This is a genomic window from Nocardia heshunensis (genome assembly GCF_054782115.1).
On record NZ_BAAGTC010000009.1, the window covers coordinates 980650 to 993455 of the forward strand.

Sequence of the window (12806 nt, forward strand, 5' to 3'; positions counted from 1 at the left end):
GTTTGGTGGGCGGGCATACTGGCCGGGTGGAGTTCGGGATCTTGGGGCCTGTTGAGGTTCGGCGGGCGGATGGGAGTCCGTTTCCGGTCGGTGGGCCGCAGGTGCGGGCCCTGTTGGCGGCGTTGGCTTTGGCGGCGGGGCGGGTCGTCGGGCGGGAGCGGCTCGTCGACGAGTTGTATGGGGAGGATGTACCGGGGGATGCGGGGCATGCGTTGCAGTCGCAGGTTTCGCGGTTGCGGCGGGCCTTGCGCGCCGGGGTCGGGGAGGGGGAGTTCGTCGAATCGACCGGGGCGGGTTATCGATTGGCGGTCGAGGCGGAAGCGGTAGACGCACTGCGGTTCGGGCAGTTGGCCGGGCTGGGGCGGAAGTCGTTGCGGGACGGGGATCCTGGCGCGGCGGTGACTGTGCTGGAAGAGGCGCTGGGGTTGTGGCGGGGGCCCGCGTTGGCGGATGTGCGGGATGCACCGTTCGCCGAGGCGGCGGCGGCGCGGCTGGCCGAGTCGCGATTGGGTGTCGAGGAGGATCGGGCCGAAGCTGCTTTGGCGGTGGGGGAGTCGGAGTCGGTATTGGCGGCACTGGCGGAATTGGTTGCGGCGCATCCACTTCGGGAGCGTGCGCGGGCGTTGTTCATGCGCGGGCTGTATGCGGCGGGGCGGCAGGCCGAGGCTTTGGAATCGTTCGAAGAAGGGCGGCGGCTGCTCGCCGACGAACTCGGGGCCGACCCTTCCGCTGAGTTGATGGACGCTCACCTGGCGATCCTGCGCGCGGATGAGGTTGCAGGAGTGGCGAATCGGCGGCTGCCGACGCCGCTCACCAGCTTTGTGGGGCGCGAGGAGGAGTTGGCGCGGTTGGTGCCGCTGATCGCGAAGTCCCGGCTCGTTACGCTGATCGGGCCGGGTGGCACCGGCAAGACGCGGCTGTCGCTCGCCGCCGGTAGCCGGGTGCGCGGCGAGGTGTGTTTCGTCGAATTGGCTGCGCTGCTGGACGATACGCAGGTGGCCGCGGCCGTCGCGACCGCGTTGGGTGGCCGGGACCTGGCCGAACGTAGTGGGGGTCCACGCGACTCCGAATCCCAGCTGATCGCCATGCTGACCGACCGGCCGATGTTGCTGATTGTCGACAACTGCGAGCAGGTGGTGCTCGGCGTCGCGCAGCTCGCGCACCGGCTGTTGACCGCCTGCCCCGGCCTACGAATTCTGGCGACCAGCCGAGAAGCACTGCGCGTCACCGGCGAAGCACTGTTCCCGGTGCCGCAGTTACCCACGGCCCCGACAGATTCAGCCTTGGCCGACCAACTCTCGGCCCCCGCAGTCCGCCTCTTCGCCGACCGCGCTGCCGCCGTCCGCCCCGGCTTCGTCGTCGACGCGGGCACCATCGCCGTGGTCGCGCGCATCTGCGCTCGTCTCGACGGCCTGCCCCTGGCCATCGAACTCGCCGCCGCCCGCCTGCGCACCCTCGACCTCGCCGAGATCGACGCCCGCCTCTCCGACCGTTTCCGCCTACTGGCCCGCGGTGACCGCACCGCCCAGCCCCGCCATCAAACCCTCCAGGCCGTCGTGGCTTGGAGCTGGGACCTGCTGGACCCCGCCGAACAACAACTGGCCCAACGCTTCTCGGTCTTCTCCGGCGGCGCGACCGCTGCGGCCGCTCAGCACGTCTGCGACCTGGACGACATCGACGACCTCCTCGCCGACCTCGCCGACAAGTCCCTCCTCGACGTTTCCGCGGGCCGCTACCGCATGCTCGAAACCATCCGCGAATTCGCTCACACCCGCGCTCTCGAATCCGGCGACCACGCCACCACCCAACGCTCCCACGCCGAATACTTCACCACCCTCGCCGAAACCTCGGACCCCCTGCTACGCACCGCAACCCAACTCGACCACCTCCACCTCCTCGCCGCCGACCACGACAACCTCCAATCCGCCCTGCACTGGTCCGCCACCGCCGACCCGTCCCTCGCCGCCCGCCTGATCGCCGCCCAAGCCTGGTACTGGTGGCTCACCGGCCGCCCCGGCGACGCCCCGGCCCTCGCGAACCGCACACTGCCGCAACTGGATCCACCCCGTCATTCCGGCGTGCTCGTGGCCGGAATCCATTCGCCCGGAGAGGATCCCGGCCAGAACCGGGCCGCGAGAACAGTGGACGCTGCCGGGATACGAGTGGCCGCCGCCGGAATGTCGGTGGATGCTGCCGGAATGTCCATGGGCGGTGCCGCCGAGGCAACGCGAGGTCTGGAGATCGAGCGGTATGCCCTGTGTGTCGCCGTGGCGGCGCGCGGGCGCGGCGATCTCGCCATGCAGGCCGAGCGGGCGGCGGCGGATGTCGCCGCGCTGGAATCTCCGCTGCGGCAGCCGCAGCTGGTGCTGCTGCTCGCCATGGCGGGCGGCATGCTGCCCGGCGATCCCGCGGACCTGCGCCGCCTGTTCGGGCCGGACGCCTGGTCGCAGGCGTTCCTGCGGATGGGAGACGGTATGGGACTGCTCATGTCCGGTCGCCCTGAAGAGTCCGAGCCGGACTTCACTGCCGCGCTGGCGGGATTCCGCGCGATCGGCGACCGCTGGGCGATCGCAGCCACCCTCGACAAGCTGGCCGCCGTCGCCGAGCGACGCGGCGACCGCTCCGCCTCGCTGGCCCTGATCGACGAGGCGGTCGCGGTGAACGCCGAATTGGGTTGGGCCGCAGACATGTCCGACCTGCTCACCCGCCGAGGCGACATTCTGCTCGGAGCCGGAGCCGGAGCCGGAGCCGGAGCCGGAGCCGGAGCCGCGAGTGCGGGACGAGATGTCGCGGCGGCGCGCGCGGACTATCAGCGGGCTGCCGAGCTGGCGCGTTCCACGGGCGCGATCGATATGTACGCAGGCGCGCTCCGCGGGCTGGGTGACGCGGTGCGCGACGACGATCCAGCGGCGGCCCGGCAGTATTACGCGGCCGTGCTGGAGATCCCGGCCGCCGGATCACCCACCGTGCTGGAGGCACGTGAGCGGGCGCACGCCGGACTCGCGTTGTTGGAGAACGGCTGAGGTGCGGGCAGGATCGGGTCGGCGAGTACTGCCGTGTTTGAATCCGCAGGTCAGCGGCTTGGTGAGGGTCGGTGAGCCGACGGTGAGGGTTCGGTGAGGCCCTCCGGCGAAGGTTTGTGTCATGACCAGCACACAGCAGTTCGCCAACAAGACCGTCCTCATCTCCGGCGCCAGCGTCGCCGGCCCGGCTCTCGCCTTCTGGCTGCGGGAGTACGGCTTCCGCGTCACCGTCGTCGAGCAGGCCCCGGCCCTGCGCGAGGGCGGCTACAAGGTCGATATCCGCGGCGTGGCCATGGAGGTCATCGACCGGATGGGCCTCACCGACGAGATCCGCAAGGCGTCCACCGATATGCGCGGCGGTTCCTGGGTGGACGAGACGGGCAAAGCCGTCGCCACCCTCGGCCCGGACCTGATCGGCATGCGCTCGCCCGGCGACGACGAGGTGCTGCGTGGGGATCTGTCGCGAATCCTGTTCGACGCCACCAAGAACGGCGTCGACTACCGCTTCGGTGACGCGATCACCAAGCTGATCGAGCACGCCGACGGCGTCGAGGTGCACTTCCGCAACTCCGCCCCGCAGGTGTTCGATCTGGTGGTCGGCGCGGACGGCATGCATTCCACGGTGCGCCGCACTATCTTCGGCGACGAGGACCAGTTCGCCCGCCACACCGGCATGGCCGCCTGCGTCATCTCCGTCCCCAACACCCTGGACCTCGACCACTGGGAGCTCATCCACGCCGCACCCGGCAAGGTGGTGCAGGTGTACAGCACCCACCGCTCAGCGGCCAAGGCGCAGTTCATCTTCCCCGCTCCCGAGAACCTGCCCGACCGTCGCGACGTGGCCGCCCAGCAGCGACTGGTGGCCGACACCTTCGCCGACAGCGGCTGGGTGGTGCCCGAGTTGCTGGCCGCCATGGGGGAGTCGCCGGACTTCTACTTCGACACCGTCAGCCAGATCCACCTCGACCAGTGGTCGTCGGGCCGCGTCGCGCTGCTGGGTGACGCCGCCTACTGCCCGTCTCCGCTCTCGGGCCAGGGCACCAGCATGGCCCTGGTCGGCGCGTACGTGCTGGCGGGTGAACTGCGCGCCGCCGCGGGCGATCACCGGGCGGCCTTCCCCGCCTACCAGGAGCGCATGCGCGAGTTCGTCGAGCAGAACCTCACGCTGGGCTGGAACAACGCCACCCAGATGGTGGCCGGTGACGCCAAATCCCTGCGCATGCAGCTGTCCATGATGCGGATGCTGCGCTGGATGCCGTGGAAGGGCCTGGCCCTGCGCCCCATCATCAAGCCGATCGAGAAGGCCGCCAACGCCATTCGACTCCAGACGTACTGAGTCCTCCCGAGCCTCAGCCCCGGGGTTGACCCGGGGCGGCGGGCACTCGTTCTCCGGGTGGATCCCGGATGTGCGCGCGGCCGGTTGGATGGAATTCTCAACGTGATCGGACAAGGGAAGGACAGCCGGACGTGACAATCGCGGTTTACACCACCTGGGTGTGGCTGGCATTCGAGATCGCCCTGCGCATACGAGATCGTGTGCGCGGCACCGGCTCCACCGCGGGCGACGGCGGCACCCGACTGGCCATCATGCTCCTGGTAGCGGCCGCCATGACCGTGGCCAGCTTCGCCGGCATCCTCCTCCCCGCCGACAGCCCCGTGCGCTTCCCCGGCCCGGTGGTCCCCTGGCAGGTAGCGGGCATCGCGCTCATGTGGCTCGGCCTGGCGGTCCGCATCTGGGCGATCACGGTCCTGGGCAAGCACTTCCGCACCACCGTCGAGGTCGACGCCGACCAGCCCGTCATCAGCCACGGCCCCTACCACTGGGTCCGCCACCCCTCCTACACCGGCGTCCTCCTGATCACAGTCGGTTTCGGCATAGCCTCCGCCAACTACCCCTCCCTACTGCTCACCACGATCATCCCGATCTACGCCTTCCTGCGCCGCATCCGCCTCGAGGAGCAAACCCTCCTCGAAACCCTCGGCGCCCCATACGAGACCTACCGCCTCACCACGAAGCGCCTGGTCCCCGGCCTCTACTGAGCCTCGTACAGATCCTCCAGATAGCACTCCCACCCACCGGGCGAGGAGATCTGAATGACCCGGGGCGGCGGCGTGGACCCGCGCCGCGACGCATGCGGAACACCATGCGGCAGCACCACGAACATCCCCGCCGTCGCCTGCACCACGCTTTTCGACTACCGAGCGCGATCAGGTCGATGTACTCGGACAAGCGCCCCGCCGGAAGCGCGGTTCGCGACAGGGCTGTCTCGCCGAAGAAGAGGACTTCGTCGGGCCGAGTGCCTCCCGATGGCACCGAGTAGGTGGGAGATCAGGTGGTCGCGTCGGACCTGGGCGGGTGAGACGCCGAATTGGGTTGCGACCGTTTGTTCCTCGTGGTCGGTGCGCATGTCATGCGGCTCCGAGCAGTCGGTCGAGAGTGGCTTTGCGGCGTTGTTTGGTGGCCAGGTCGGCGAGCAGGGCGTGATCCGCCCGGGGGAGTAAGGCGTGTGTGGCGCCGTGTGCTTCGTCCGGGAGTCCTCCCAGATCGGGGCGGGCGGCCAGGTCGAGGATTGTTTGCTCGACGGTGGTGATCCAGCCGGTACCCAATTCCCATCGGTGCCGCTGCAAGTCCAGCTTCCCCACGTCACGGCGGACGAAGAGACGGCGGTGGGTTCGAGTTCCGGAGTCCAAGCTTGGCCGATCCGGTCGTCGGGCACGGCCGCGTAGTAGCCGGTGGCGATGCGGTGCAGTGCACCCGCTTCCGCGAGGCGCGCGAACTCGGGCCGCGGGTGGGCATAGATTCCGGCGGCATCACGGGGTCGCAGGACCCGGATGGGGCGTCGCAAGAGCGCCGAGGGGATCCTCGCGGATATGAGAAATCAGGCCGGGTCGGCGCCCATGGGGTTGGGGTAGGGGACTTCGCCGGCGCGGACTACGGCGCGGGCGGCGGGGGTGAGGACGGAGAGGGTTTCGACCATGCCGGGGAGGTCGCGGTAGGCGGTCATGGCCAAGGCGTCGGTGCGGGATTCGATGTGGTCGCGCAGGGCACGGCCGGTGTCGGTGACGCCGTCGCGGTCGAGCAGGCCGCGGTCGGTGAGTCGGTCGCGGGCGGCCTGCCAGTCGGCGTCGCTCCAGCCGCGGTTGTCGCGCCAGAGTTGTTCGGGGGTGCCGGTGGCGGCGGAGAACAGGACGTGGGCTTCGCAGCCGTCGATGCCTTCCGAGAGCAGGCAGGCCACGTGGCCGTCGCCGCGATGCTCGCGCAGGGTGGTGGCGGCCTGCCACAGCGCGTGCACGGAATCGCCGGGGGTGGGCAGGTCGCGGTTGGCGGCGAAGAGCGGGCGGCCCGCGGCGGGCGCGGCGTCGATGGCGGCGCGCAGGTGCGGGACGGCGCGGGCGGCGACGGTGACGATATCGGGCACCGCGGCCCGCAGCACCGCGGCGGCCGCGATGGTGCGGGTGGCGATGACCGCGTCGGGCGTGGCGAAACTCCAGGCGTCCGGAATCGCGCGCCGGATCATGGCCGGATTGAAGTTGTAGAAGGTGGCCTCCACCACCGACGGCCCCACCGCCCCGAGCGGAGCCGAGCGCGCCGCGAAGTAGCCCATCCAATATCCGCGCAGGCCAACGGCTTTGTTGGCGGCCCTACAGTCGGCGGCGAAGTAGGTGACGGCGTGCAGCGGTTCCAGCACCCGCCACATGTCGCGAGCGAACGCATTGTCCATGCACCCCACCCTAGCCGCTGAGTTGACCGAACTGAAGCCAGATCCGGTTCGCACAGTTGGTATCCAGTGGTAACCCGGTTTCATGTCCCCGCAACATTGGGGACCCCACAATTCCTCCCATGACCGAGACGCAAGCCCGGTCGGCCTACGGGGATCGCGTGATCGCCGTCGAGCCCGGCGGCGACGACTACATTCCGGAGGACGCCCGCCACGGCACTCCGCGAAAACTGTTCTGGACGTGGATGTCTCCGAACATGGAGTTCGCGACCGTCTTCGTCGGCGTGCTCGCCGTCACCGCCTACGGCATGAACTTCTGGCAGGCCAGCCTGGGCCTGGTGATCGGCACCGGGATCGGCGCGGTCGCGCACTACCTGCTCTCGGCGCGCGGCCCCTTGCACGGTGTCCCGCAAATGGTGTTGGGGCGCTTGGCCTTCGGCTATCGCGGCAATGCGCTGCCCGCGGCGTTCATGTCGGTCATGTGCGGGGTCGGCTGGTTCGCCACCAACTCCGTCAGCGGCGCGTTCGCCCTGAACTCCCTGACCGGCATGCCGAAACTGACCGCGCTGCTGGTGATCGTGGTGGTGCAGACGGCTTTCGCGTTCTTCGGTCACAACCTGGTGCAGGCGGTGGAGCGCATCGCCTTCCCGCTGCTGGCGGTCGTGTTCGCGATCGTCACGGTGGTGATCTTCAGCAAGGCCCACCTGGGTGCGCCCGCACCCGCGGGCGGCGTCGGCGGGATGGGCGGCTTCCTGCTCACCGTCGGCACCGCGTTCGGCTACGCCGCGGGCTGGAATCCCTACGCCGCGGACTATTCTCGCTACCTACCCGCCTCCGCCTCGCGCCTGGCGACCGGCGGCTACGCCTCGGCCGGACTGTTCATTTCCTGCGTCTGGCTGACCGTGGTCGGTGCGGCGTCCGCGACGGTGACCGGTACCGCGCAGGGCAGCCCCACCGACGTGTTCACCGCGAATCTGTCCACGCCGCTGAAGGATCTGACGCTGCTGGCCATCGCGGTCGGCGCGGTGGCCGCCAATGCGCTCAATGTGTATTCGGGCGCGATGGCATTCGTCACCATGGGCTTCAAATTCTCGGTGAGCACCCAGCGCGCGGTGGTGTCGGCGGCCTTCGGGGTGCTCGGATTCCTGGTCGCCTGGTGGGCGCTGCCGGACGCGGCGGCCAGCTACGAGGGCTTCCTGCTGATCGTGGCGTACTGGATCGGCCCCTGGCTGGGCGTGGTCTTCGCCGACGAGTATCTGCGCCGCGGGCAGCGCGTCGATCACCTGCTCTACGATCGCGCGCACAGCAATTGGGGCGGGCTGGCGGCCTTCGTGTTCGGCCTCGTCGTGTCGGTCGTGCTGTTCTCCAATCAGGAGAAGTTCGTCGGCGCGGTCGCCAAGGCGGTGCCGCAACTGGGCGACATCACCTTCTTCGTCGGCTTCCTGCTTTCGGGCGCGGCCTACCTGCTCGTCAACCGCTCCCGGATTTCCCGGCAGGCGGTGGCAGCATGATCGGCATGATCAATGCACAGGATCTGCTGGTCACCGCCTACGACGAGGCACAACTCGGACTCCGCGAGGGCGGCATCCCCATCGGCGCGGCACTGTTCGACAGCGACGGAAACCTGTTGGGCCGCGGCCACAATCGCCGCGTCCAGAACGACGACCCCAGCGTGCACGCCGAAACCGACGCCTTCCGCAACGCCGGCCGCCGCCGCGACTACCGCGACACCATCATGGTCACCACGCTGTCCCCATGCTGGTACTGCAGTGGCCTGGTCCGCCAGTTCGGCATCGGCGCGGTCATCGTCGGCGAGTCCCGCACCTTCACCGGCGGCCACGATTGGCTTGCCGCGCACGGTGTTTCGATCACCGTGCTCGACGATCCGGCCTGCGTAGACATGATGACCCGTTTCATCGCGGAGCGACCCGAGCTCTGGAACGAGGACATCGGAGTGGCGGAATGAACGCGATCGCGACCATCGACCTGGACCGTTGGCGCGCGGGCGGCGAGTCCGCCGCCGAGGTGCTGCGCGAGGTGGACGCGGGCATGCAGCGCGCCGGATTCCTGCTGGTGCGCGGACACGGTGTGCCGCAGGGACTTCCGGCCGACCTGCGCGCGGCGGCCCGGCGGTTCTTCGCACTACCGGAGGAGGTCAAGCAGCGTTACGCGGTCTCCGTCGGCGGGCGCGGCTGGATCGGTCCCGGGATGGAGGCCAACGGCTATGCCGAGGGCACCGAGACCCCACCGGACCTCAAGGAGACCTTCGCGATCGGCGCGGACACCCGCACCGGTGACCACCTCGTCGACGACGTCTGGTTCCTCGACAATGTATGGCCCGCCGAGGTGAGCGAACTGCGTGACCTGTTCCTCGCCTACACCGCCGCCGTGCGCACCCTCTCCGACGAACTGCTGGCCCTCTTCGCCGCCGCACTCGAATTGCCGCACAACCCCTTCGAGGGTCTGGCCGCCCGCCCCACCTGGACCTGCAATATCAACTGGTACCCGCCGCTGACCGCGGTCGGCCCGCCCGAACCCGGCCAGTTCCGCATCGGCCCGCACACCGATTTCGGCACCGTCACCGTGCTGGACCGCGAACCGGGCGCAGGCGGCCTACAGGTCTACACCGAGGCCGGCGGCTGGGAAGACGCCCCCTACGATCCCGCCGCCCTCACCGTGAACATCGGTGACCTACTGGCCTATTGGAGCGGCCAACGCTGGCCCGCAGGCCGCCACCGCGTCCTCCCACCCCAGCCCTCCGCCCCCGACGAAGACCTGATCTCCCTCATCTACTTCTACGAACTCGACCACGACGCCCGCGTGACACCCCTCGAGCCACCCGTAGGCCGCATCACCGGCCTCCCACCGGTGACATCCGCCGAATTCCTCCGAACCCGCCTCGACGCCATCACCCTCGGCTGAATCACATTCGCCCCCAGACCATTCGGCGAGTTCCCACGGCCGTCGCCAAGACGGCGGCCGTGGGGGCGATCCCTGGTGATTTCGCCCGCGGCTGCACTCATCCCATCGTTGCCCTCCGTCATTCCGGCACGTTACGGACGGAATCCACACGGAGAGAGGCCGATCGGCCGAGTCGGCGCATGTCAGGCGGTCGCTGCGGTAGTGGTCGTCGTGGTAGCGGACGCGGTTGGGGAGACAGGCGGAGCGGCGGCCGTCGACGGGGCCGTAGGTACGGCAACATTCCGCTGCGTGGATCCGCGCAGGCTGATCGCGAACAGTGCCAGCGATCCCGCCACCAGGACCAGGCCGATCCAGCCGAGTGAGCCTGCGCCCCACCACTGGAGGCCGAGGCCGCCCGCCGCGCCGCCGAGGGCGATGCCGAAGTACTGGGCGGAGGCATTGAGGCCGAGGAGCAGGGGAGAACCTTGCGGGGAGAGCTCGACCAGCCGATATTGTTGTGCCACAGCCCAAATCCAGCCGGGGATGCCGAAGGCGATGCACCACGCGATGGCGGTGGCGAAGTGTTGGCCCGAGACGTGGATCAGGGCGACCACGATGCCCGCGCCCATCAGGGTGAGCGGCATGATGCGCCGTGAGCCCAGCCGGTCGACAAGTCGTCCGCCGAGCGTGCTGCCGACCACCGCGGTGAGGCCGTAGATCCACAGCAGGATAGTGAATCGGCCGGTGCTGCCGCCGGTGGCGGGGTGCATGGCCGCGGCGAGGTAGGTGTAGACGGTGAACATGCCGCCGAACAGCAGGACCGCGTGCAGCAGCCCGGTGGCAATCGTCCTGTCGCGCAATGGCAGTAGCCGTTCCCGGAGCCGTGCGGGTGCGGGCAGTTGCACCGTCGGGACGACCGCCGCCACGCTCGCCAGCGCGAGTGCACCGAGCGCTGCTACCAGCCACAGCGTGGCCCGCCAGCTGAATGCGCCACCGATCCAGGTGCCGATCGGCACGCCCAGCGCGGTAGCCACGGTGAGCCCGCCGATCACCACCGAGATCGCGCGCCCGCGTCGTTCCGGCGAGCTGAGCGCCGCCGCCACGGCCGTCGCGTTCGGCGTGTACATGGACGCGCCCGCCGCCGCGATCACCCGCGACGCCAGCACCAGCGCGAACGTTCCGGCCAGCGCGGTGACCACATTGCCGAGCACGAACAGCGATAACGCGATGAGCAGCACCCGTTTTCGCGACAGCCGGGCGGTGGCGGTCGCGAGGATCGGCGAGAGCACCGCGTAGGACAGTGCGAAGACGGTGACCAGCTGCCCGGCCGCCGAGGTCGAGACACCCAGATCATTGGATACCGGCGTGACCAGCCCGGCGGTGACGAACGCGTCGATGCCGATGGCAAAAGTGCCCAGCGCCAACGTGATTAGTCGTGAATTCACCCGAGACTCCTCGTGCAGGGTGAGCGGGAACCCGCAATGGTTTGACGTTCTTCATACTATGAAGACAGTTCGATAGATGTCAAACAATCCAACAGTTGCTAGCATGAAGCCATGCGGTACCTGCCCCAACCCGCCACCGGCGACATCGACTTCGTCGCCGTCATGCACGCCCTCTCCGACCAGGTGCGCCTCCGCCTGCTCGCGTCGCTCGCCGACGACGCCGAACACGCCTGCGCCGCCGCGGCCGCGGGCATCGACGTCCACAAATCCACCATGTCCCACCACTTCCGGGTACTGCGCGACTCCGGCCTCATCACCACCCGCCAGGACGGCCGCAACCGCTTCGTCAGCCTCCGCCGCGACGACCTGAACGGCCGCTTCCCCGGCGTCCTCGACGCCGCTCTCACCGCCGCCGCGACGCTTCCGCCGGAGGAGTGACCGCGCGGCAGCAGACCCGGGGGTCGGGTCGGGAACAAGGTCCGAGCGTGTCGCGTTGGGTGCGGGCATGACGACACTGGGATTGATCGGGAGTGGCAATATCGGCGGCACCATCGCCAGGTTGGCCGTGGCGGCGGGGATCGATGTGGTGCTGAGCAATTCACGCGGGCCGGAGACGTTGGCCGAGCTGGTGTCGGAGCTGGGGGAGCGGGCGCGCGCCGCCACGCCCGCCGAGGCCGCCGCCGCGGGCGACATCGTGGTGGTCACGGTGCCGCTGAAGGCGTATCAGCAGATCCCGGTGGACCCGCTGGTCGGCAAGGTGGTCATCGACACCAACAACTATTCCCCCGGCCGCGACGGCGAATTCGCCGATCTGGAGGCGGGCACCGCTACGAGTTCCGAACTGCTGCAACGCCATCTGCCGCGCTCGCGAGTAGTCAAGGCGTTCAACAATATTCTCTTCCGCCACCTGGGCGAACTGGCCCGCCCGGCCGGATCTGCCGACCGCACCGCGCTGCCCATCGCCGGTGACGACGTGGCAGCGAAAGCCGCAGCCGCAGAACTGATCAGCGCCCTCGGCTACGACACCGTCGACATCGGCACCCTCGCCGACAGCTGGCGCACCCAGCCCGGCACCCCCGCCTACGGCAAGCCCTACGCTTCGGCCGAACCCTTCTGGGAGCACCCGGCCACCCCCGCCGACGCGATCACCGTCCGCAAGGCGGTCGACGCCGCCGAACGCTGACCGCCCCTCATCCCGGGGCGACCCTCCTTCGTCATCCCGGCGTGCTTTCGGCCGGGATCCACAGCGCGCGTTGGATTCCGGCCAAAATCGCGCCGGAATGACGGAGTGCGCCGGGCGGTGGGGTCAGGTTTCGCCGCCCGGCTCGTCGAATCAGTCGTTGCAGATGGCGGCGCGGACGATGACCGAGTCGCCGTACCACTCGGCGTTCTGCTCGGCGGCGGCGGGCGTGTCGCCGAAGCCGCCGGTGTACTTGTTCATCGAGTTGGAGAAGGCCGCCGCACCGCACTTGGGGAACGTGGTGATGACGGAGCAGCTCGCCACACCGCACTTGTCCATGGCGGCCTGGTTGGCCTGGTCCTCGGTGTCGTAGTTCCAGCCCCAGCCCAGATCGCCGTTGTCGGACACCGCGATCGCGCCCCAGGCGTCGCCCGCGGCCTGCGCCGGGGCGGCGGGCAGCGCGAGGGCGGCGGTGGTGAGGGCGATTCCGGACAGGGCCAGCAGGGTCTTGCGCATGTGCTTCCTAGCGTTGCTCGAT

Annotated in this window: 12 protein-coding genes; 8 read left to right on the forward strand and 4 right to left on the reverse strand. The window is 69.4% G+C overall.

Annotation, left to right across the window (positions count from 1 at the left end; genetic code table 11):
* Positions 1–26: 26 nt before the first annotated feature.
* The 3 genes from ACYVN4_RS32695 (at position 27) to ACYVN4_RS32705 (ending at position 5063) form a co-directional block, all read left to right on the forward strand.
* On the forward strand, positions 27–3023 hold the full coding sequence (locus ACYVN4_RS32695; protein WP_460725832.1) for a BTAD domain-containing putative transcriptional regulator: 2997 nt from the start codon (positions 27–29) through the stop codon (positions 3021–3023).
* A 121-nt stretch (positions 3024–3144) separates the two neighbouring features.
* A complete protein-coding gene (locus ACYVN4_RS32700; RefSeq protein WP_460725833.1) occupies positions 3145–4359 on the forward strand; it encodes an FAD-dependent monooxygenase in 1215 nt (404 codons plus the stop codon).
* Between the two features lie 131 nt (positions 4360–4490).
* Positions 4491–5063, forward strand: a complete 573-nt coding sequence (locus tag ACYVN4_RS32705; RefSeq protein WP_460725834.1) for a methyltransferase family protein — start codon at positions 4491–4493, stop codon at positions 5061–5063.
* 369 nt (positions 5064–5432) lie between these two features.
* Here ACYVN4_RS32705 and ACYVN4_RS32710 read toward each other — a convergent pair whose 3' ends face one another.
* Together ACYVN4_RS32710 and ACYVN4_RS32715 are read right to left on the reverse strand one after the other, a co-directional pair.
* The gene (locus ACYVN4_RS32710; RefSeq protein ID WP_460725835.1) at positions 5433–5651 is read right to left on the reverse strand and encodes a hypothetical protein; all 219 of its coding nucleotides are present in this window, start codon (positions 5649–5651) and stop codon (positions 5433–5435) included.
* A gap of 251 nt (positions 5652–5902) precedes the next feature.
* A complete protein-coding gene (locus ACYVN4_RS32715) occupies positions 5903–6745 on the reverse strand; it encodes an SCO6745 family protein (RefSeq protein ID WP_460725836.1) in 843 nt (280 codons plus the stop codon).
* 119 nt (positions 6746–6864) lie between these two features.
* On the opposite strand from ACYVN4_RS32715, the gene ACYVN4_RS32720 reads away from it, so the two are divergent.
* From ACYVN4_RS32720 to ACYVN4_RS32730, 3 genes are read left to right on the forward strand one after another with little or no spacing between them, the layout of a single operon-like run.
* Complete coding sequence (locus ACYVN4_RS32720; RefSeq protein ID WP_460725837.1) at positions 6865–8253, forward strand: purine-cytosine permease family protein; 1389 nt, start codon at positions 6865–6867, stop codon at positions 8251–8253.
* A gap of 5 nt (positions 8254–8258) precedes the next feature.
* The gene (locus tag ACYVN4_RS32725) at positions 8259–8708 is read left to right on the forward strand and encodes a nucleoside deaminase (RefSeq protein WP_460725838.1); all 450 of its coding nucleotides are present in this window, start codon (positions 8259–8261) and stop codon (positions 8706–8708) included.
* Positions 8705–9664 carry an isopenicillin N synthase family dioxygenase gene (locus ACYVN4_RS32730; RefSeq protein WP_460725839.1) on the forward strand — a complete coding sequence of 320 codons (960 nt, stop codon included), beginning with the start codon at positions 8705–8707 and terminating at the stop codon, positions 9662–9664. The genes ACYVN4_RS32725 and ACYVN4_RS32730 overlap by 4 nt, the downstream gene beginning before the upstream one ends.
* A 182-nt stretch (positions 9665–9846) precedes the next feature.
* Here the strand turns inward: ACYVN4_RS32730 and ACYVN4_RS32735 are convergent, their stop codons facing one another.
* A complete protein-coding gene (locus ACYVN4_RS32735; protein ID WP_460725840.1) occupies positions 9847–11088 on the reverse strand; it encodes an MFS transporter in 1242 nt (413 codons plus the stop codon).
* Positions 11089–11199: 111 nt separating this feature from the next.
* Here ACYVN4_RS32735 and ACYVN4_RS32740 point away from each other — a divergent pair, with 111 nt between their 5' ends.
* Positions 11200–11526 (forward strand): ArsR/SmtB family transcription factor, encoded by a 327-nt coding sequence (locus ACYVN4_RS32740; RefSeq protein ID WP_460725841.1) that lies wholly within the window; start codon positions 11200–11202, stop codon positions 11524–11526.
* A 67-nt stretch (positions 11527–11593) separates the two neighbouring features.
* Positions 11594–12271, forward strand: coding sequence for an NADPH-dependent F420 reductase (locus tag ACYVN4_RS32745; protein ID WP_460725842.1), 678 nt, complete (start codon positions 11594–11596; stop codon positions 12269–12271).
* 150 nt (positions 12272–12421) lie between these two features.
* Here the strand turns inward: ACYVN4_RS32745 and ACYVN4_RS32750 are convergent, their stop codons facing one another.
* Entirely contained in the window at positions 12422–12784 is a 363-nt protein-coding gene (locus tag ACYVN4_RS32750) for a DUF4189 domain-containing protein (RefSeq protein WP_460725843.1), read from the reverse strand.
* Positions 12785–12806: the final 22 nt, after the last annotated feature.

What these genes read in the sequence shown, in the direction of transcription:
- ACYVN4_RS32715 (WP_460725836.1), bottom strand. Translation starts at nt 6,745, where the DNA reads ATGGACAATGCGTTCGCTCGCGACATGTGGCGGGTGCTGGAACCGCTG.
- ACYVN4_RS32700 (WP_460725833.1), top strand. Translation starts at nt 3,145, where the DNA reads ATGACCAGCACACAGCAGTTCGCCAACAAGACCGTCCTCATCTCCGGC.
- ACYVN4_RS32720 (WP_460725837.1), top strand. Translation starts at nt 6,865, where the DNA reads ATGACCGAGACGCAAGCCCGGTCGGCCTACGGGGATCGCGTGATCGCC.
- ACYVN4_RS32730 (WP_460725839.1), top strand. Translation starts at nt 8,705, where the DNA reads ATGAACGCGATCGCGACCATCGACCTGGACCGTTGGCGCGCGGGCGGC.
- ACYVN4_RS32725 (WP_460725838.1), top strand. Translation starts at nt 8,259, where the DNA reads ATGATCAATGCACAGGATCTGCTGGTCACCGCCTACGACGAGGCACAA.
- ACYVN4_RS32745 (WP_460725842.1), top strand. Translation starts at nt 11,594, where the DNA reads ATGACGACACTGGGATTGATCGGGAGTGGCAATATCGGCGGCACCATC.
- ACYVN4_RS32750 (WP_460725843.1), bottom strand. Translation starts at nt 12,784, where the DNA reads ATGCGCAAGACCCTGCTGGCCCTGTCCGGAATCGCCCTCACCACCGCC.
- ACYVN4_RS32740 (WP_460725841.1), top strand. Translation starts at nt 11,200, where the DNA reads ATGCGGTACCTGCCCCAACCCGCCACCGGCGACATCGACTTCGTCGCC.